The 20,963-nt window shown below is 57.1% G+C and carries 18 protein-coding genes; 12 read left to right on the plus strand and 6 right to left on the minus strand.

Annotated elements, in window-relative coordinates:
- The first annotated feature begins 114 nt into the window (after positions 1–114).
- From ETAA8_RS20930 to ETAA8_RS20980, 11 genes are all read left to right on the plus strand, one after another.
- On the plus strand, positions 115–921 hold the full coding sequence (locus ETAA8_RS20930) for a universal stress protein (RefSeq protein ID WP_145092836.1): 807 nt from the start codon (positions 115–117) through the stop codon (positions 919–921).
- A 64-nt stretch (positions 922–985) separates the two neighbouring features.
- A complete protein-coding gene (locus ETAA8_RS20935) occupies positions 986–1,921 on the plus strand; it encodes a universal stress protein (protein ID WP_145092839.1) in 936 nt (311 codons plus the stop codon).
- Positions 1,922–2,112: 191 nt separating this feature from the next.
- Positions 2,113–2,286, plus strand: a complete 174-nt coding sequence (locus ETAA8_RS35955; RefSeq protein WP_145100797.1) for a DUF2934 domain-containing protein — start codon at positions 2,113–2,115, stop codon at positions 2,284–2,286.
- 66 nt (positions 2,287–2,352) lie between these two features.
- Positions 2,353–2,757: a BON domain-containing protein gene (locus tag ETAA8_RS20945; protein WP_202921141.1), complete on the plus strand. Its 405-nt coding sequence runs from the start codon at positions 2,353–2,355 to the stop codon at positions 2,755–2,757.
- 3 nt (positions 2,758–2,760) lie between these two features.
- Entirely contained in the window at positions 2,761–3,786 is a 1,026-nt protein-coding gene (locus ETAA8_RS20950) for a sodium:calcium antiporter (RefSeq protein WP_145092844.1), read from the plus strand.
- 24 nt (positions 3,787–3,810) lie between these two features.
- A complete protein-coding gene (locus tag ETAA8_RS20955) occupies positions 3,811–4,809 on the plus strand; it encodes a 2-hydroxyacid dehydrogenase (RefSeq protein WP_145092847.1) in 999 nt (332 codons plus the stop codon).
- Between the two features lie 55 nt (positions 4,810–4,864).
- Entirely contained in the window at positions 4,865–5,863 is a 999-nt protein-coding gene (locus ETAA8_RS20960) for an NAD(P)H-dependent glycerol-3-phosphate dehydrogenase (protein WP_202921142.1), read from the plus strand.
- Positions 5,860–7,449 (plus strand): L-lactate permease, encoded by a 1,590-nt coding sequence (locus ETAA8_RS20965; protein ID WP_145092854.1) that lies wholly within the window; start codon positions 5,860–5,862, stop codon positions 7,447–7,449. The genes ETAA8_RS20960 and ETAA8_RS20965 overlap by 4 nt, the downstream gene beginning before the upstream one ends.
- Before the next feature lie 88 nt (positions 7,450–7,537).
- The gene (ppsA, locus tag ETAA8_RS20970; protein ID WP_145092857.1) at positions 7,538–9,976 is read left to right on the plus strand and encodes a phosphoenolpyruvate synthase; all 2,439 of its coding nucleotides are present in this window, start codon (positions 7,538–7,540) and stop codon (positions 9,974–9,976) included.
- A 49-nt stretch (positions 9,977–10,025) separates the two neighbouring features.
- Complete coding sequence (locus ETAA8_RS20975; RefSeq protein WP_145092861.1) at positions 10,026–10,853, plus strand: universal stress protein; 828 nt, start codon at positions 10,026–10,028, stop codon at positions 10,851–10,853.
- A 60-nt stretch (positions 10,854–10,913) separates the two neighbouring features.
- A complete protein-coding gene (locus tag ETAA8_RS20980) occupies positions 10,914–11,891 on the plus strand; it encodes a universal stress protein (protein WP_202921143.1) in 978 nt (325 codons plus the stop codon).
- Between the two features lie 102 nt (positions 11,892–11,993).
- On the opposite strand, the gene ETAA8_RS35730 is transcribed toward ETAA8_RS20980, so the two are convergent.
- From ETAA8_RS35730 to ETAA8_RS21005, 5 genes are all read right to left on the minus strand, one after another.
- Positions 11,994–12,281, minus strand: a complete 288-nt coding sequence (locus ETAA8_RS35730) for a transposase (RefSeq protein WP_202921144.1) — start codon at positions 12,279–12,281, stop codon at positions 11,994–11,996.
- 1,171 nt (positions 12,282–13,452) lie between these two features.
- Positions 13,453–15,123 (minus strand): TolC family protein, encoded by a 1,671-nt coding sequence (locus ETAA8_RS20990; RefSeq protein WP_145092871.1) that lies wholly within the window; start codon positions 15,121–15,123, stop codon positions 13,453–13,455.
- Positions 15,120–16,340 carry an HlyD family secretion protein gene (locus ETAA8_RS20995; protein WP_202921145.1) on the minus strand — a complete coding sequence of 407 codons (1,221 nt, stop codon included), beginning with the start codon at positions 16,338–16,340 and terminating at the stop codon, positions 15,120–15,122. Before ETAA8_RS20995 ends, ETAA8_RS20990 begins: the two co-directional genes overlap by 4 nt.
- 143 nt (positions 16,341–16,483) lie before the next feature.
- Positions 16,484–18,187, minus strand: a complete 1,704-nt coding sequence (locus ETAA8_RS21000; RefSeq protein WP_238397449.1) for a peptidase domain-containing ABC transporter — start codon at positions 18,185–18,187, stop codon at positions 16,484–16,486.
- Between the two features lie 438 nt (positions 18,188–18,625).
- The gene (locus ETAA8_RS21005) at positions 18,626–19,258 is read right to left on the minus strand and encodes a response regulator (protein WP_145092880.1); all 633 of its coding nucleotides are present in this window, start codon (positions 19,256–19,258) and stop codon (positions 18,626–18,628) included.
- 226 nt (positions 19,259–19,484) lie between these two features.
- Here ETAA8_RS21005 and nhaR point away from each other — a divergent pair, with 226 nt between their 5' ends.
- Positions 19,485–20,396: a transcriptional activator NhaR gene (gene nhaR / locus ETAA8_RS21010; protein ID WP_145092883.1), complete on the plus strand. Its 912-nt coding sequence runs from the start codon at positions 19,485–19,487 to the stop codon at positions 20,394–20,396.
- Between the two features lie 220 nt (positions 20,397–20,616).
- Here the strand turns inward: nhaR and ETAA8_RS21015 are convergent, their stop codons facing one another.
- Complete coding sequence (locus ETAA8_RS21015) at positions 20,617–20,961, minus strand: helix-turn-helix transcriptional regulator (RefSeq protein ID WP_145092886.1); 345 nt, start codon at positions 20,959–20,961, stop codon at positions 20,617–20,619.
- Positions 20,962–20,963 lie beyond the last annotated feature (2 nt).

Below are 20,963 nucleotides of genomic sequence, written 5' to 3' on the forward strand. Positions count from 1 at the left end.
GCGAGCGGACGATGCTGGTTTTCAAGCACGGCGACTCACTTAAAGATATCAGCGTCTTAGGCTGCCAGCTAACAGTTGGTAAGCCCTGAAGGCTTACGAGCAAGGGGTTTGGACATGATTAAGCGCATTTTGGTGGGACTGGCGGGTACGACATACACGCCCGTAGCGATTCAACGGGGGGTCACACTCGCGCAATCCTATGACGCTGAAGTGACCGGAGTCGCCATTCTTGACAGCAGTCGCCTTCGATGTGAGCCCAATCGTGAGGCGATTCGCGCGGAGCGGATGGAGATTGCTCTTTCACAAATTCAACGGTCAATCGTCGATTTCGAGACAGCCTGCCAGAGAGCCAGTATTAAACATCGCGTGGTCGAGGAATCGGGCGATGCGTTCACGGCGCTTATCGATCGGGCAAGGTATAGCGACTTGATGGTGTTCGGACTGCGTAGCGTCTTTAAATACGACTTTCTGGCGGATGATCCTGAATCACTTTTGATTCGGTTGGTAAGTGCGGGCGTCCGTCCGCTAATTGCTGTATCGGAGAAGTACCGCCGCATTTCTCGCGTGATCATCGCCTTCAACGGCACAATGGAATCCGCCAAAGCCATGAAACGGTTCGTCCAGATGCGGCTCTGGCCGGGGGCCGAACTGAAGATTGTGACATTTCACCCGTCGGAACCTAAAGCCAACGAACTGCTGCGAGACGCCGAGGACTATTGCCGAGCGCACGGCTATAGCGTGTGCCACCAGTCCAATCCGGGCGATCCGAAGGTGTTGCTACTGGCCGCGGCGACTTTGTGGCAAGCCGACATGATTGTGATGGGCAACAGTGCTCGAAGCGTGCTTACCCGGAGAGTCCTGGGCGACACGCTGCTCGAAACGCTGCGCAATACAACCATTCCGCTATTTCTGGCGCAATAGCTTTGAGCACGACTATACCCCACTTCGCGATTTATACCCGCCGTCATCACTAGATTGACCACTCATGAAACGCTTCAAGAACATCTCGCTCATTTATGAATGCGACGATTCCACGTTACAGCGGGCCGCGTTGTTAGCTAAGGAGAACCGCGCCAGGCTGACGATCGTGCACGCGATCAAGGAAACCAATAATTCATGGGGCAGTCTGCTGATCGGGCAAAAGTCGATCAATATGCAGTCGCAGTTCCAGGAGGAGCAACAGGCTCGCTTAAAGGAGTTCGTGAGGTCGGTGAAGTCGCTCGGCGTGCGCCCCTCGACACGCGTCATGATTGGCGAACCGTTCCTGGAGATCATTCGAGATGTCATTCAGAATCGGCGCGATCTCGTCATTATGACCGCCGAGGGAAAAGGCGGCATCCGACAACGACTCTTTGGAAGCACATCGAAATGGCTCATGCGGAAATGTCCCTCTCCGGTACTGGTGCTCAAGCCTTCTCGAAAAAAGCAGTTTAGGCGGATTCTGGCGGCCATCGATCCAGAGGTTACGGGAGACGCCCATGACACGCTCAACGAACTCATCCTGCAACTGGCCACATCGCTTGCGATCCGGGAAAACGCCCAGCTCCACATTGTCCATGCTTGGTCCCTCCTGGGCGAATCGCAAATGCGACGAATGACTGGCATTCCCGACGTCGATATCGACCGCGCGCTTCGCGACGAGGCAAACCGGCGAAGAAAGCTGATTGAGAAGCTGCTCTTGAAACACTCGGTGGAACACTATCTCCTTCATTTGATCAAAGGTGATGCCGCGACGGTTATTCCCCAATTGGTGGCCAAGTTAGGCATCGACTTACTCACGATCGGCACCGTGTGTCGTATCGGAATTCCGGGGTTCATCATCGGCAATACAGCGGAACGAGTGTTGGATGCCGTCGATTGCTCGGTGTTGACGGTCAAGCCTGAAGGCTTCGTATCGCCTGTTGCGCCGGAAGTCTCGTGACTTGGAATACGACTGTAAGTGCAATTACACGGATCTTCGAATGCTGTTGGTTTGTTTCAATTACTCACAAAGAGAAAACCATGTCCTCAGCCAATCTCGAATCAGAGACGAACCGAACAACTTCGGCAGCCGCTTCCTTTACCGATCCCAATGCCACCGTAGCTTTAGCCGGCGAACTCGCGTGCGGATCGATGTGCCACTCCAATGGGCAACCGATTCATGTCGACGAGGAAACAATTCGCGCTCGTGCCCACAGCAAATGGGAATCCGCTGGATGCCCGGCGGGAGATGGAGTTGAGTTCTGGCTGGAGGCTGAGCGGGAGGTCAACGCTGAACTAGCGGGAGCACGCTCCGCTCAAGGATAAATGCTCGAAGCTAAACGGTTCAGATCGACGGATCAATCAATTGCACGAGGGGAAGGAGACGTTGAGATGGCATTAGACAATTCGCCGGACACGGCTGAAGCCGACCGCAATCTGCTGCAGCGAGTGAATGGTTTTCTCTGCCAGCGTTGTCGTTGGTCTCATCGGGCCCTAGAGGTCAGCGTCGAGCGAGGGGTCGCGGTGGTTCAAGGCCAAGTGCCTACGTTTTACTTGCGGCAGGTAGCCGTCGAATGCATCAAGCGCGTCGCGGGCGTCACTCAGGTGGTCGATTTGATCCAGGTTGCAGATGAGCCGCGTCAACGTCATCTGACCGGCAACTCGAATGACGGACAAGAGTCTTCCTTCGTCTCGAAGCAACAGCGGGCGGAAGCAGAGGGAACGGCAGGAGTGGCGAATTGCAAGCCACGCCCCCACTACGATCGTCACCACCCTGTTTCCTGCATCGAGGGATAGCGCATGATTGCTGTTTCCCTTGAGTTTTTCGCGTTGGCCGCTGTGGTCGCGCTGGCGGGAGCATACCTCGCACGGTCGGCCGACCAGATCGCAGAAATTACGCGGCTCGGCCGACTTCTGATCGGCAGTGTGTTACTTGCGGCAGCGACGTCACTGCCCGAATTGACCGTCGACTTATCGGCGGTACGACAGGGGATGCCCGAGCTAGCGGCTGGCGATCTGCTTGGCAGCAGTATAATGAATCTGTTGATTCTGGCCGTCCTGGACTTGGCTCACCGCTCCGGCGGAAAGATGCTCTCGCGCGAGGCCGCTGCCCACGCACTCTCGGCCACATTAAGCATCGCGGTCACAGCTCTCGCCGGCATGGCCATTCTAACGGCACCTCGCCTGCCGGGGTTCTCCTTCCTTGGGATCGGAATCTGGTCATGGGGAATACTCGTGGCGTACTTGCTTGGCGTCCGAATGATCTTCCTCGACCAGCGGGTTTCCGCTCGCGCTGCGGCCGACGCCGCGGAAGCGGCGGAGCCGGACGATGGCGGCAAGAAACCTGTCCAGCCCCCACTGTGGAGGCCGGTTGTCGTCTTTACGGTAGCGACCCTGGTGCTCTTTCTCGCCGGGCCACGTCTAGCCCACGTAGCCGGACAACTGGCTGATCTCTCCAGGCTGGGCAAGACCTTTGTCGGCACGACTCTTGTTGCGCTTTGTACTTCCTTGCCTGAGTTGGTGGCATCCATCACCGCGCTGAGAATGAACTCTTTTGACCTCGTAATCGGCAATGTGTTTGGCAGCAACGCGTTCAACATGATTCTGTTTGTGCCCCTGGATGCGGCACACCCTGGTTCACTCTTTGCGGACATCTCACAGTCGCATGCGGTGACGTCGTTGGCGGTGATCCTCGCGACGGCCGTTGCTGTATTGGGGCAACTTTATCACGTCGAGAAACGGCGGCGGGTTGTCGAACCCGATGCGCTATTGATGCTGCTGATCTTGGGCGGGGCCTTATTTCTCGTTTTCCAACTTTCGTCTTGACTCTGTGGTGAAAGAATTGACTCCATGATTGAAACCGCCGTTTACGATACGAAGCCTTACGATCGGGAGTACCTCGCTCGCACCGCCGGAGCTGAACGTATTTCGTGGCGATTCCACGACCTCCGGCTCAATGCTGAGACGGCTCACGATGCCAGTGGCGCGCAGGCCGTGTGCGTCTTCGTCAACGATCAAGCGGATCGCGCGTGCCTGAAGGAATTGTCGGCACTCGACGTGAAGCTGATCGCTCTCCGTTGTGCCGGCCACAACAATGTGGATCTGGTTGCGGCTCGCGAGTTCAGCCTCGTCGTGGTGCGTGTGCCGGCGTATTCGCCTCACGCGGTGGCCGAGCACACCTTCGGGCTACTGCTCACGCTTAATCGCAAAATCCATCGCGCTTACAACCGTGTTCGCGAGCTGAACTTCTCGCTCAGCGGACTCGTGGGCTTCGACATTCGTGGCAAGACCGTGGGCATCATTGGCACCGGCAAGATTGGCCGGATCGCTGCACAGATATTCCGTGGCTTTGAGGCCAACGTCATAGCCCATGATCCGTTCCCCGAGTCCGACTGGGCCAAGGCCCACGGCATCCACTACACCGACCTCGACACCCTGCTGGCGGCGAGCGACATTCTCTCGCTGCACCTGCCGCTCTCGCCGGATACGCTCCATTTGCTCAACGCGCAGACCATTGCACGGACGAAGCCTGGCGTGTTCATCGTCAATACCAGCCGCGGCAAACTGATCGACATCACTGCGCTGATCGCGGCGTTGAAGTCAGGCCACATTGGCGGCGTGGCGTTGGATGTTTACGAGGAAGAGGAAGGCATCTTCTTCCAAGATCTCTCGGGACAGGTGTTGCTCGACGACGAGCTATCGCACCTGCTCGTCTTCCCAAATGTCCTGATCACCGCACACCAAGCGTTCCTGACCCAGGAGGCACTCAGCGAAATCGCTCGCGTGACGACCGAGGACATTATCACACTCGGAACCCGCGAGCCATTCCTCGCCGGAACAACACTATGAAACCACAAGTAGTACTTGATGCATTCGACCCACAACACGCCAGATGTCCGCTCACATGACACGAATCAAGATCGCAGTACTCGGCGCGGGCAGTATAGGCACTGCAATGGCTCATGTGCTGGCTAGCAATGGCCACGATGTGGCGATTTGGGATTTTTTTCCTGAAGTCGTGGAGGACATCCGCCTGCACCGCGAAAACCGTCGCTTCTTGCCAAGCGTGCGTCTGCATGGGGGCGTCCGTGCCACGTGCTACGCAGGCGAGTGTGTCACCGATGCGGCACTTGTCGTGGTCGGCGTGCCCTCGCTTTTCGTTTCTTCGACGCTGGCTCCGGTCGTGCCCGCTTTGCTAAAGAGTGCCGTTCTCCTCAATCTCGCGAAGGGTTTCGCGCCGCGGACGAGGCAACTGCCTTCGATTCTGATGGAGCGTCTGTCGCCAGGCCATTCCTGCGTGCATTTGGCCGGACCAGCCATCGCCAACGAACTTGCACGCGGGCTTCCCGCCGCGGTCGTGCTGGCAGCGAAAGATGATCCCATTGCCAGGCGCGTCGCGAATTGGCTGGCCGGACCGGCTTTCAGCGTCACCACCACGACCGATGTGGCGGGTGCCGCGCTTGGGGGCGTCCTCAAGAACGTCTATGCCATCCTCCTGGGTTGTCTCGAAACACTGAGTGGCGGCTCGCGCAATGTCGAAGCCGCTGCATTGAATGCCAGCATCCATGAGATGGCCGCCATCGCACGCGCCCACGGCGGTCGGGCGAGCACGCTCTATGGACTGGCCGGGCTGGGTGATCTGGTGGCGACGGGATTCTCGCGCGACAGCCACAATCGCAAGTTCGGGCAAAGTCTCGCTGCGGGGAAAACGGCGGCAGAGATCGCGACGGAAATGTGCACGCTGCCGGAGGGGGCCCGAGCCGCGACTGCGGCGTGCGCTCTCGCTCGCGACGGGCAGGTGCGCGCACCTCTGGCGAAACTAGTGCGCCGCTGGATCATGGGAGCATCGCCCTCGCTCGACGATTTGATTCGCGTATTGCAAACCGCGCGGAGGACTAAATGACCGCCGCCGATCTCATCTTTGCCGCCGGGCCAGTCCTGCTACTCATCTATTGGATGACGAAGAGGGCGCCGATTCCTTCCGCCAAGGCGCTGCCGCTCGCGGCGATCATGGCCTATGGCGTCAGACTTGTTTGGTTTGGCACCGATGCCAACCTCGTGAATGCCTCGGTGATGGCAGGTTTGCTGGTGGCGCTGACGCCGATTTTCATCGTGTGGGGTGCAATCTTTTTGTTCCGCACGATGGAACACTGCGGAGCGATGGACACGATCCGCCACTGGCTAAATCATCTCTCTCGCAACCGCGTCGCGCAGGTCGTCATCATCGGCTGGTCGTTTCAATTTCTCATCGAAGGAGCGAGTGGTTTCGGAACGCCCGCTGCCCTGGCCGCGCCTTTGCTGGTGGGCGTAGGATTTCCGCCGTTGCGTGTGGCGATGGCCTGCCTCATCCTCAACAGCGTCCCGGTCTCATTCGGTGCGGTGGGCACGCCGACTTGGTTCGGATTCGCGCAACTCGGATTAACGGAGGAGGAATTTCTCGCCGTGGCATGGAAAACGGCGCTCGTCCACAGCGCTGCCGCTTGTGTTGTCCCACTGTTGGCCTTCCGCCTGTTGATAAGTTGGCAGGAGATTTGGCGCAATCTTATTTTCATTTACCTCGCGTTGGCCGCCAGCGTGGTGCCCATGTTCTTACTAGCGCTGGTGGATGATGAATTTCCCGCCGTCGCGGGCGGACTGATTGGGTTGTTGGTCACCGTATGGCTGGCGCGTCATCGAGTCGGCCTTGCTCGCGAGGATGAAGGGGAGGAAACTTCCGGCGCGACTCCGACCACACGCGCCGTGGTGAAAGCGCTCTTCCCACTATGGGCCACCGTACTTGTGTTGCTCGCCACGCGGATTCCCGCGTTCGGCTTGCGCGGTCTGCTCACCGCCGCGGTTCCGGGCTGGGATTTCCCTCTCGGCAGCCTTGGCAGCCTTTCCATCAGTCAGTCCCTGGTACTGAGTCTGCGGGGTATTTTCGGCACGGATACGGACTGGACACACCAGATTCTCTACGTCCCTTCGCTGATCCCGTTCATCCTGGTCTCAATCGTATCTTGGCGCGTCCTCTCCGCGCCCGCAGGCACAGCCAGAAGCGTGTGGCAGGAGTCCGCTGCCCAGATGCGCAATCCCATTCTCGCCCTGCTAGGCGCGCTGGTCTTCGTGCGGCTGCTCACTGTCGGTGGAGACAAGTCTTCGGTGATCTTGATCGGCAGTTCGCTGGCCGCGGCCACCGGCGATTGTTGGCAGTATTTGGCTGCCTATCTCGGAGCCCTCGGCGCCTTTTTTGCTGGTTCATGCACCATCTCGAATCTAACGTTCGGCCCGATCCAAGACTCCATCGCCACGCGGATGGGACTCGACCACACGACCATCCTTGCCCTGCAATCGGTGGGCGGCGCGATGGGCAACATGATCGCCATCCACAATATCGTCGCCGTCTGCTCAGTGCTCGGTCTAGTTAACCAAGAGGGCGAAATCCTCAAAAGGACCGTGGGCCCCATGCTGCTATATGGTGCTATCGCCGCCGCTTTGGCCGTGATTTTATGACCGATATGCTCCGCGAGATCGCTCGCATGACAACTGACAACCTGCTCGCACTCGAAACTCGCGAGCCATTCCTGGAGGGAACCACGCTATGAACCAGAGCACACAGCCCGGTCGCCAAACCCACAGCGCATCCGCCCCGCATGCCTTTATCAAGTGGTTCGCTGACATCGCCATCGGCGAAATCCCGCTCGTCGGCGGCAAGAACGCATCGCTCGGCGAGATGGTCCGCGAACTCACCGGCAAGGGCGTGAAAGTGCCCGATGGATTTGCCATCACGGCCGAAGCATTCCGCCATTTCATCCGCGAAGCACGGCTCGACGAGCGCATTCGCACTACGCTTTCCGACCTCGACACTCACGACATGGCCAACCTGAGCCAGCGGGGCCACGCTGTACGTCAAGCCATTCTCAGCGCGACACTGCCACGGGACTTGGAGTATGAGATTGCTGGAGCGTATCGTCAGTTGCAAGGTAATAACGCTGTGCCGCTCGATGTGGCCGTGCGCTCCTCAGCGACAGCCGAAGACCTGCCTGATGCGAGCTTTGCGGGTCAACAGGAAACGTATCTTAACGTGCAGGGTGTCGCAGCCCTGCTGGAGACGAGCAAACGCTGCTTCGCCTCGCTCTTCACCGACCGTGCCATCAGCTATCGCGTCGACAAAGGCTTTGATCACTTCAAGATCGCACTCAGCATCGGCGTGCAACGGATGGTGCGTTCCGACCTGGCCTGTTCCGGCGTGATGTTCACTATTGATACCGAGACCGGCTTCCGCGACGCCGTCCTCATCAGCGCCGCTTATGGCCTCGGCGAAAACGTGGTGCAAGGCTCGGTCACTCCGGACGAGTACGTCGTCTTCAAGCCCACCCTGAAGACCGGCCACCGGCCAATTCTGCAAAGAACCGTGGGCAGCAAGGAATTTAAGCTCGTGTATGACCTGGGCGGCGGGAAGATGGTCAAGAATGTCCCCGTACCACCCGCCGATCGCTCGCGGTTGTCACTGACCGACGACGAGGTGCTCGAACTCGCGCGCTGGGGCTGCCTTGTTGAGGATCATTACTCCGCCAAGCGTGGCCAACCTGCCCCGATGGACTTGGAGTGGGCCAAGGATGGGATTACCGGCGAGCTATTCATCGTGCAGGCGCGGCCCGAGACCGTGCAGTCCCGTAAGAATCTCGACGTGCTGGAGTCCTATCAATTGGGCCAGCGGAGCCCTGTGCTAATTACCGGGAGAAGCGTCGGCGAAAAGATCGCCACGGGGCGGGTGCGGGTCATCAAGAGCGCGCAGTACATCGGCCAGTTTCAGGAGGGCGAAGTGCTTGTTACCGACAAGACCGACCCCGACTGGCAACCCATCATGAAAAAAGCCGCCGCCATCGTCACGAACCGTGGTGGCCGCACGTGCCATGCCGCCATCGTCAGCCGCGAATTAGGCGTACCGGCCGTCGTCGGCACTGAGCACGGCACGGACACACTGAAGGACGGCCAGTTGGTCACCGTGAGCTGCGCCGAGGGCGACACTGGAATTGTTTACGAAGGAGTGCTGCCCTATGAGGTGAAACGCACGAGCCTCAAGTCGCTCGGTCAGCCGCGCACAAAGGTGATGATGAACCTGGCCAATCCTGAGGAAGCCTTCTCGCTGTCCTTCATCCCCAACGAAGGCGTCGGCCTCGCGCGGATGGAGTTCATCATCACGACCTACATCAAGATCCACCCGCTTGCGCTGGTTGACTTCGAGCGGCTTGACGACCGAATGGCCAAAGCCGAGATCGAGCGATTGACGACAGGCTACACCGACAAGCCGCAGTTTTTCGTGGACAGGCTGGCGCAGGGCGTCGGGATGCTTGCCGCTGCGTTTTATCCCAAGGATGTGGTTCTGCGTCTTAGCGACTTCAAGACCAATGAATACGCGAATCTCATCGGCGGCAAAACCTACGAGCCAGACGAGGAGAACCCGATGCTCGGCTTTCGGGGAGCCAGCCGGTACTACCATCCCCGCTACCAGGCGGGCTTCGCACTCGAATGTCGCGCTGTGACAAAAGTGCGTGACGAGATGGGCCTCACCAATCTTAAACTGATGATTCCATTCTGCCGCACGGTAGAGGAAGGCCGTCGAGTGCAGGCCGAAATGGCAAAGCACGGACTGCGGCGGGGAGAGAATGGGCTGGAGATTTACGTCATGTGCGAAATCCCCAGCAACGTCATCCTTGCCGACGAGTTCGCCGACCTCTTCGATGGCTTCAGCATCGGCTCGAACGACCTCACCCAACTCATTCTAGGCGTCGACCGCGACAGCGACATTGTCGCACCGCTATTCGACGAGCGCAACCCAGCGGTGAAAAAGATGATCGCCCAGGTAATCGCCACCTGCCGTGCCCGGGGTCGCAAAATTGGCATCTGCGGTCAGGCCCCCAGCGACTACCCGGAGTTCGCGCAGTTTTTGGTCGAGCAAGGTATCGACAGCATCTCGCTCAACCCTGACACCGTGCTGAAAACCATCCTGGCGATTCTGAAACAAGAGAACGCTTGAAACTCGCAAATCGTTTATTTCATTCCCTTAACTGAAAGGATTATCTGTCATGCTCAAACGCATTCTCGTGGGCCTTGGCGGCACGGAGTATACCGTGTCCGCGATCAACCAAGCCGTCGCGCTAGCGATGGCGCACGATGCCGAAGTGACCGGCGTCAGTATCATCGACGAAGGCCGCCTGACCTATTCTGGACCAGTCCCGATTGGTGGTGGTCATTACGCTCACGAACTCGCCAACGACCGCCTAGAGAAAGCAAAGGAACGCGGTGAGTGGGCCGAGCACGAGTTCACTGAAGCGTGCCGAGCGGCCGGCGTGCGGCATCAAGTGTTGCATGAGGTCGGTGAACCGTTCACGCTGCTGATTGATCAGGCACGTTACCACGACCTGATGATCTTCGGCCTGCGGAGTCTGTTCGAGTTTGATCTCGTCCCCGATCCACACAACGCCCTGGTGCGACTGGTGCAAGCGGGTGTCCGCCCACTTCTCGCCGTCTCGAAGGGTTTCTATCCGGTGAAGAAGGTGCTGATCGCCTACAGCGGCTCAATGGAGTCCGCCAAAGCCATGAAGCGGTTTGTGCAGATGCGACTGTGGCCCGAGGCCAAACTACGGATCGTGACCTTTGAGCACGCAGCCGAAAAGGCGGAGCAACTCGTGCGCGACGCGGCGGAGTACTGCCGAGCACACGGATTTGAACCGGAGGAAGCATTCGTTCCTGACTCCGCGAGGGCCCATCTGCTTCCCTATGCAGAAGAGTGGGGGGCGGACCTGACGGTTGTGGGCAATAGTGCGAAGAACCTGCTGTTGCGACGCATCTTTGGTGAGACCGCCTTGCACGCGATCCAGAACGCGAGCCGGCCGTTGTTTCTGGCGCAGTAGCATGCTGAAGTCGTGAAGTTGAACGGGTGTATCGCGGACTCGCAAATGGGAGCAGAGACGATGACCACTTCTGAGATCGGTTATAAGCAGATTCTCGTCGCAACGGATTTCTCGCCACATGCCGACGCGGCGCTCAAGCAGGCCGTGTGGCTTGCAAGACAGACCGGCGCTGGCATCGTGTTAGCGCATACGTTGCCGGACTTACGGCGGGCAGTGCATTCGTCGTCGTATAAGGCACGTCTGGATTTGCTGTATGGCGAAGGCGATCTATTCCAGCGTGAAATTCGCCAGGAGTCCGACACGAAGATGCGCCGGTCGATTGTGAATCTGAATGCGATGGATCTCGACGTGAAGTTTGAGACGCTCTTGGGCGAACCGTTCGTCGAGATCACCCATGCTGTGCAACAGGAAGGCTACGATCTCGTGCTTGCCGGCACGCGGGGTTTGGCCGCATGGGAGCAATTCTTTGTGGGAAGCACTGCCAAGCTGCTTATTCGGAAGTGCCCAGCGAGTGTGTGGATCGCGAAGGAAGAGCATGACGGCCCGCCGAAAGTTGTGTTGGCGTCGACCGACTTCTCCGAGGTGAGCTTCAAAGCTGTAAAGCAGGCGCTTTGGGTAGCCCAGCAGGCGGAGGCCGAATTCCACCTGCTGCACGTCGTTGATTCAATGGATGTACCCGAAGACGTCATCTCAAAGATTCCAGAGGGGAGTTCGCTTCGAAATGAAATCAATGCGGAAGCTCAAAAGCGGCTTGAGTCGTTCGTCGATTCGGTGGCGACCGATCGTAGTCGCATTCGCCTTCACTTGGATTGGGGAACGCCCTGGAAAGACATTTGCCGAACTGCTCGGAACGTGCGCGCCGACCTGATTGCGTTGGGGACAGTCGGCCGGAGCGGCATCAATGGGTTATTGCTCGGCAATACGGCGGAAAAGGTGCTTAACACTTGCGATTGCAGCGTTCTGACCGTCAAGCCCGATAGTTTTGTGTCGCCGATCGCTCCTGCGTGTTGGCCATTACATCCTGAACCCCTTGCCTAAGAGGCTGTCTGAAAATCAAGCTTTTGCTTTGCGTTTGCCTGCTCTGCGGAGCATGAGCCAGATCATGCTGACTTAGATCATCGCTTCACTAGTTTCGGGAAGCTATTCGTAGTCGCGGCTGTGGCGACGATATTGGCTCAGCCAAGCGAAGGTACGTTCGACGATCCAGCGTTTGGGGAGAAGTTGAAATCCGGCCGCAGCGGTTGGCTTTACGATTTCCAAGTTCCAACGGACCGAATCCCAAAACCAGTCGACCAGCTGGCCTGCGTAGCCGCCGTCGGCGAACACGGTTCGCAAGCGAGGAAGCGTGCTGTGCGCCAAGACATTTGGGACTTTCGTCGCGAGTTCGCCAATCGGATGGCTACCCTCCTCTGTCCCGTTGAGTTTCACACCGACGTGTTCTCGGTGATTATTGAGGGATGACCTCAACCACCCGGACCCAGCGCCGGTATGATCATCGCCTGCGAGAGATGGTCTGCAACAGCAAGAACATCGCCGCGGCAGTCGGGTTCGGAGTACCCCGATCTACAGCGCGAGGCTGGCTCGCGCCGAGGGCGATGTTCGTGTCCTGGTGGCGCGTTCTCAAACATCAGTAGCTGTACCTGAACACGGTCGACACATTGGCAACGGTAGGGAAGCTGGTCGCGTTTTACGTGGACCAGTGCAATTCTCATCTTCCGCACGCCGCGTTTCATGGCCAGACACCAGACGAGATGTACTTTGGCACGGGGCCGAAGTTCCGAAACGACTCCAGGCGGCCAGAGCCGCAGCACGGCATGCTCGCTTAGCCGCCAATCGTGCCCTGCGTTGCCAAAGCTGCAGCCAGTCCGTTGCCGCCATTGACTGATGTCGGTCGAGTGAGGAATCTGCCCAAACCATTCGCAGGATTTGCACGGACCGCAAGGACTGCTGGTTGTCGAAGGTATCGAAAATCCCTCCGTCCAGGCGTCCCCACGGAATTCCGAAATGCTGTACATGTCCAATGCTTGGCTCCCGCGTCTTCGGTGGCGAGAACTCGCGGGAAAAGTCCCGAATGTCGTGACACTCAGCACGGCTCGAAATCCCGCTTATTGGTTCGTCGGCAAAGCCGATCTTTACGTGCCCCACCATGCCGCACGCCCAGCACTCGACGCATGGCAGCATGGCCACCACCCAGGTGCAAGCATTGCCGATCGGCAAATTGCGAATCAGCCTCGTCGAAGCACATCCGGGCTGTCGTACACACTACAGCACACTCAATGCGCCTGCGGCCGAGCATGCACGAGCAACTGCTTCAGCTCCCGTTCGACGTTCGTGATCTGATAGCCATGTAACCCAAGAATCTGATACAAAGCCTGATGGGACATGTCGGTGCTCCAAGAGAAGGTGTGGAAACCCCTTTGAGAGAAACGCATGTCCCGCTACTTTGACACCCCCCGCCAGGTACCTCACCCACCCCAGCGCCACGCTTTTCAACCGCCGCGCGCTGCACTATTCGACCGTCGTTTACACCTTGGCAGGAGTACCGGTCGAGGCAATTGAAGGCGATCACTGCAAACCGGTGGCAATCTAACTGTCGGTACTAGGGGATTGCTACGGCAGCCTCATACTGTGCAAGGGCTTGGAAATAGTCGAGAAGAGCTTCGATTTCGAGGTAGCGTGCGTCGAGCTCGGCGCTTTCCTGGATCGCGATTCGTAACACATCACTGTTACCGAGTTCGAAGCTTCGGTACTCGGCTTTGACCAGTTTCCGAGCCAGCTCCACGCTTTGACGGGTCCGCCCAATCCGCTCGTAGGCTGCAATCATGGCGGAGTGGGCGTCTTGAACTTCGGAGACAATCTTATTGACAGTGAATTCTCGCTTGAGCGACAACTGCGACAGTTTTCCCTGGGCAGATTGAATCTTGCCGTAAGCTTTGTTCCTTTGCAGCGGAACATCGAAAAGAAGCCCGGCTTCTAGCTCAAAAGGGGTTTTGTCTCCTTTGGTGCTGGCCGGGCCGCCGACGTCCTTGGAAGCTTCCATGACAGCGGTCAAGTTGGGCAGCAGTTCATTTTCGGATTGTTGCAAGTCGACGGCGACGATCTCTCGGATGACTGTTAATTCCCGTAGTTCGGGACGTTGATCAACGGCTCGGCTGATGTCGGAGTCCAAATCAAAACCGCTCGGATCGGTTGGCTCCGGAAATCGAGTGGGAAGTTCGCGGGTCGAGGGAAGGATGGGATCGCCGGCATCATCTCGGAGGAACAGCGAAAGTTTAATCGCCGAGCTCTGCAGCTTACGGTTGGCTTCGATCAACTTGGCTTGCCGCGATGCGATCAAACGCTCGTTTTGTTGCAGTTCCGTTTGAGGAAGATTGCCGAGTTCCACCTGTCGGCGTATCGCCCGGTCACGCTCCTCCGCGACATCGAGCAATTCCTGAGTCACGAGATACGCTTGTCCGGCAGCTACCCAGGACCAATAGACATAGGCCGCAATCTGCACAGATTCGAGAATCTGCCGTTCAACTTGCGGAGTAACCACGGCGGCTTGGAGATCGGCGCGAGCTATCTCGGCTCGCCGTTCATCAATGGCTCGTCCGCGCAAGAGCGGAGCGGCCAGGCCCAATTTGAACTCACCTCCATCGTTTGTTTCGCGTTCGCCGTACCAGGGCTGAAAATCGCCATTGCCGATGCGGTACTGTCCATAGATCGCTCCGCCCATCCATGTCGCTTGTTCTGCCTTCACCGCGTGCCGATAGTTCTTGTAATAGCCCTGCGGCATGTTCAGCGATTCGGCAACCAACTTTACGTCGAAAACGCCCCGTGCCGACTGCTGTTTGCCAGCCGCGATCCGCGCCTCCTCCATGACACTCTGAATCAGAGGGAACTTCTCCACGACCGAAGTCTTCACCCGCTCCAGTTGCAGCAGCGGGGGTGCAAGTGTTTGATCTTGGCTAAAGCTGGGGACAATCGCGTCGAGCCGCTGGCGAGGTGTCGCCTCGGGGCTCAAGTTGGGGGCGACGAGTTGGTTCCGCTCCGGCGGAATCGCCTCCCGGGGCAGGTCGTCTTGCTTGGGAGGCGGAAGTTCCTGGGGGGTAGCGTCGGACTGGGTCGCTTGAGCCACGGTCTCAACCGGCGTGTTTTTCGGATTGGATTTCTCTGCGGGGCTCTTGCTCATCTCCAGGATTTCATTTGCCGCGCCGTCCTTAAACACCTGGCAGCCGCCCGCACAGATCAGGCTCAAGACCAGGAAAATATCCGACATCCGTGTCATTTCGGCAGCTTCACTTTCTGCTTGTCTTTATCCCCGCCTGCAGACTTGGGCTCATCGGTGGAAATAACGGGCGGAAAGCCGTTTAGTTGCCGCCACAGTTCGTACCCCAGCGAGACCTCGTTGAGCAAAATCCAGCCGTTGGCACGGGCCCCTTGTCGCAGAAATTGCTCGTCCGGCCAAGGGTGTTCGGTCGTAGGCCGGACCAGGACCCTGAATTTTCCTTTGCCGTCATCGGTTGCATCAATGGCAATAACTTCACCCCCAAACGTTCCCACAGCCACGCTCGGCCACCCAGCAAATTGCACTGCTGGCCAGCCCTCGAACTGCAGGCGGACCTCGCGCTGAAGGCGGACGAGCGGTACGTCGTTGCCATTGATCCATAGTTCGACTGCCTGTTCCGATGTTTCGGGGACAATGGTGAAGAGGGGATCACCTTCCTTCAGCATTTGCGCGTAGTCGGAAACATGGATGCGATAGAGGATCCCATCGCGTGGGGCAGTTACTTGCCGACGACCAAATTGGGCTGTTTTTCCCTGGATTTCGGCGAGTTCTTTCCGCGAAAGTGCTTCTTCACCTTGGGCCTGCTGATGTTTAGCCTCGGCTTCTTGAATTTTAGTCGTCGCTTCGCGCGTCTTCGCTTCACCCTCGGCTTGCTTGGCCTTCTGCTCGCTTTTGCTAGCAGCGACGTAGTTTTCCGCGGCCCGCCGTTTCGCGACTGCCTGTTCGTATTTGGTCTGGGCCTCTTGTGCTTTCAAGTTGCCGACGATCCCCTCCTTGGCGAGCGTACTCTGCCGCTGATGATCGAGTTCAAGCTGCCACTCAGCTGTTTTGGCCGCAGATAAATCTGCTTCGGCAGCTTGAATTTTCTGCTCCGCAACAGCGAGCAACTGCTGATACGACTCGGTAATCAGAGTACGGGACTGGCGATACTCTTCAATCTGCGAGAAATATGACTTGACCTTCTCGACGGCAAACGAAAGCTTCTGCTCGGTCGCGGTCACTTGCTGATTGAGTCGAAATGCCCGTTCAGCATCATTGTCATCGATTTCTAAGATTAGCTGGCCTTTGGTAACCATCGCCCCTTCGACGATGTTCTCGCCCCAACGGGCGACACGCCCATAGACGGGTGCTTCGACGGTTTGGGGACGTTCGGTCGGATGGTAGGCGATGACTCGGCCCGCGCCGCGTGACGTTTGCTGCCACGGCAGAAAGAGCATGCCGAAGATCGAAGCGACTAGGGCAATTGACAGTAGAACCGCCAGTGTTCGCGCACCAATAGATGGACGGACGAGTTGCATTGATCGAAGATGGGCGAAGGAGTTAACCCTGGGATTTGTAATCGCAGTCATTGTTTGGATCGTTAAAGGGAAACAAGATTAAGGCGGGGCAACGACTGCGGAGCCGACAACAGATTGTTGTTAGCGAGTGAATTGGGATCTTTTGCTGGCTGAAGTGGAATCGTACGGTCACAGAGTTCAAACAGACTCTCGCGGCTGGTGACGAGAATCACCGTGCACGAACGATCGGGTGTCGCAATTGCGTCAAACACAAATCGCAGATGGATTTCGGAAAGTTGATCCAGAATCGAATCAATGAGGATCAACCTCGGCCGGCCCGCGATCGCCCGCGCTAGCATCAGCCGAATTGCCTGACTGTTCGAAATCGTCCCACCACCCAGCGGCACGCGAGCTTCAAGTCCCCCTTCAAGAGCCATGATCTCATTCCACAAGCCGACCGCTTCTAGTGCACTGCGAACCTGCTGGTGGTTAACGCTGTCGCGGTGTAAGTGGATGTTTTCAGCAATGGTTCCTTCAAGAATTTCGATGGAGTGTACGAGCGCGACCTGCTCTCGCAACCTTTGCGGGGCGACGGATCGCAAATCCAGAGAATCGAATTCCACGTATCCATGCGATGGTTCCTGCGAGGCGTAAAGCATTTCGAGGATCGAACTCTTGCCGCTTCCCGCGGGGCCGGTAATGGCCACACGCTCACCCGCTTCGATGGTCATGGTTAACGCTGGAGAGCATTGAGCCTTACCGAGTTCGAGTTCTACGCCATGCAATTGCACTCTCGCTCCCAAGCGGTGCCGGGGTGGCGTAATTCCCTCGCTACGTTCGGTGGGAAGATCGAACAAATGCCCTAGCTTGTCGCAGGCAGCGAGCAGGTCATAGTAACTCTCCATGTGCTTTCCCAACTTGGCAAACGAACCCACAACGACTGCCACGATCAATTCGGACGCCACGAGTTGTCCCAGCGTCAATTGCCCATTGATTACGAGGAAGCCGCCGATGCCCAACAAGCAGGCCGCAGCAATCGCCTGCAATCCGAGGGTGAAAATAATCTGTCGAAACAAAACGTGAAAATGGGACTGACGTGCTTCGAGATAAGCAACCGTGAGCTCGTCAGCCTTCTCCATTGCCTGTGGCAAACCGCCCCCCAGTTTGAACGTCGTCGGATACAACGCGAGCTGCTGTAACCACGCAGCAACGGCGTACTTTTTGTACGACTCCTCGATGGCAGAGCTAACTGCACCACGACCGAGAGCAAAGACAGCGAAGAGCACTGCAGCCACCAACACCAGGTTGAATCCCAGTAAGAAGGGATGGTAAAACGCCAGCACAATCATGCCGATAAAGGCGGTGATCACGATCGTGATTCCGTCGAGCACCAACAGGGCTCCCGACTTCTGCACTGTGATCACTTCAAAAAAGCGATTCAACAGTTCCGGACCGTGTCCCTTGGCAAAGGCATCGCGATTGACGCGGGGTATCCGTTCGGCCAAATAAGCGACAACCCGGACAAAAATCCGCCTCTGAATCACTTCCGAGATGTAGGTCTGCAGTCCTTTCAGAATCGCCGCAAAGCCCAGAAACGTGAACAGCATCATTGCCAGGATGAACAGTGGTTGCAGGTAGCGTCCAAACGCGACGGTGTTGACCAGCGCTTCCACGGTGATCGGCATGGCGAGAGACAGAATGCCGACTACGACAGAAAAGAGAACCACAACGGCGATGTCCGTCGCCTCGGGACGAAGCAACGAAATCAGACGTTGAAGTGGGGTCAAGTGGTGTGCTTGTGATGACACTGGCGAGCCCATGATCGGCCAATCCCTATCTGAGTTTCCCCAACCGCATACTTCTTAAGAAAAACCAAATCAGCCTGAATAAACCGGCCGACCCGCCCGAGATTCAGTGCTTTCTTCGGACAGAACCCCCTGAGGCGCACTATACAATCTTCGGTCAAACCACATGATTAGGCAAACAGATAAAACACGTGCTGAAACATCGAAAATATCGATGTTTCGACCTGGCGACTCAGTTACGTTGGTCCGTCAGGATTGAAGGGATGTTTGTGCAGGCGAATTTTCTGGGTCAAGGAAGACTTGGTTCGCGTCCCACGAACTGCATTTCTGTTGAGAGTTATGGCACCTCTTTCGCAAGAGAAACATCTCCACACTTTACGAATCCCCAGAATGCACCTTTTCTTGCGAACGGGTGCTGGATTAAACCAAACCCTTTTTCACAGCCCAAACAGCAGCTTCGGTTCGGTCGCCCGCGTCGAGCTTTCGCAAGGTATTTTGCACATGCTCTTTCACGGTTTCAATGCTGATTTCCAGCGATTTTCCAATTTCGCGATTGCTGAGACCTAGCGCCACGTGCCGCAAAACTTGCACTTCGCGGTTAGTAAGCGGGATATCTTCTTCATAAGTCGGGCGGCGACGAGCCATTTTATCCCGCATGCGTCCAAGTAAGCTTTCAGGGACAGGTGGCAAGCCGGTATGAGCTCGATCGATTGCCCCGATCACGATATCACGTGACGAATCCTTCAGAAGATAACCGGCCGCTCCAAGCGCGACAGCACGAGCTATGTACGTTGAATTGTCATGGCCGGTGAACATCACCACTTTGGTTCGCGGGCTTCGATCGATGATCCGTTCGAGAGTTTGCAGACCATCGCTTTCCGGCATGCGTACATCAAGGAGTACGACATCCGGGCGATGCTTGACCACCTGCTCAACTGCCTGGTTACCGCCGCAAACCTCGGCGATCACTTGGATATTGGAGCCCTCAAGCATCGATTTGACGCCCGCGCGAATTACCTCGTGATCGTCGGCAATCAGCAAACGAATCGTCATAATCTCCCCTTTCATACGAGCCAACACAAGAGCGACCGAGCGGAGCACTACCGCTTGAACTTGGGAAGCACACTACTTTGCACTTAACGGTGATTTGCAGATTACCGTTAAGCTGGTGAATCAGATCTAGAGCTGAAACAGACGTTCACGGCACTTGCGATCTTCAATCGCCGACTATAATTTGACAAACAGATAAAACTTTACTCGATTCATTGAAAATACAAATATGTCGTCGGAATGGCTCAACTACCATCACTTGCATTATTTCTGGGTCGTGGCGCGGGAAGGGAGTATCGTACGCGCCTGCGAGGTACTTCACCTTTCGCAGCCGACGATTTCGACGCAGTTGCAGCAACTCGAGCGGAGCCTGGGCGGTGAACTCTTCGAACGAAAAGGGCGTGGACTGCAACTGACCGATCTGGGCCGAACGATCAAGCGCTATGCGGATGAGATTTTTACGCTGGGTAACGAGCTTACCGAAGTTGCTCGAGGCAGACCTGCCGGGCCTCACCGGCTATCCGTCGGAATCTCGGACGTAGTCGCCAAACTGATGGTCTACCGCCTTCTGTTGCCGGCACTCAAGCTTCCTGAGCCAGTCAAGCTAGTTTGTCGTGAAGGGCATTTAGAGGATTTATTGAAGGGGTTGGTCGCATTTGAGCTCGACGTCATCCTCAGCGATGCGCCGCTCAGTGCGGGTAGCCCAATCAAAGCATTTAGTCACTTGCTGGGCGAATGCGGGGTGAGTATTTTTGGCACAGCGAAGTTGCGCCAAGCGTACAAGAAAGGTTTTCCCCAGTCTCTGAATGGCGCGCCGTTGCTGCTGCCCGGGTCACAGACATTGACACGTCGCGCGCTGGATCAGTGGCTGGACGAGCAGCAGATCCATCCCCTTGTCACCGGTGAGTTTCAGGACACCGCGCTGATGAAGGTATTCGGGCAGGAAGGCATTGGCCTATTTCCAGGACCATCCGCAATCGAAGCGGAAGTCTGTCGGCAATATTCCGTGAAAGTTGTCGGTCGTATCGATCAGGTCCGCGAGCGCTACTATGCCATTTCAGTCGAACGCCGCTTGAAGAACTCGGCTGTGCTGGAGATCTCGCATGCGGCAAAGTCGCACGTCTTTCACATAGAAAAGTGAAGTCCTTGCGGAGACGTTTTCGAGCGAGGGAATTCCACGAAAAAAGTGAGCCCCAAAGAGGACGCTCCGGCAGAACTCGCACTTCCGGCTTCTTTGGCAGCTGGAAGCTATCGTTGGTGACGTTTTTATTTTTCGCCGGTGAAATGCTCGATTGCATTCAGGTTGGCGACGCTCATGAGTCGCGGTATCTGCTCAAAAACCGCGAGTGGCGATCCGGCACTCAGCCCCGCGAATTTCGTTTGGATTGATGAAGCAGTTCGAGGATCTGGCCCACTGAGCAGTGAGCCTCAAGTGGATGTCGCAAGGGCTGCTCGACCTGCAGATGATAGACGTTTCGTCGACCTTTTTTTTCGACCTTAAGGCATCGCGCCTCGGCAAGTTCCGCCACGATTTTCTGCACCATTCGCTCGGTAATTCCTACGCGGTCTGCTACGTCTCGAAGACGAATCTCCGGCTCTTGATAAATGCACCACAGTACGTGGGTGTGATTCGTCAAAAACGTCCACGGCGCAGCAACGGTTCCGATGGAAGAGGATGAGGCGGCGGTTTTCTTGTTTTTCTTCATGA

The sequence above is a fragment of the Anatilimnocola aggregata genome, assembly GCF_007747655.1.
GTDB lineage: Bacteria > Planctomycetota > Planctomycetia > Pirellulales > Pirellulaceae > Anatilimnocola > Anatilimnocola aggregata.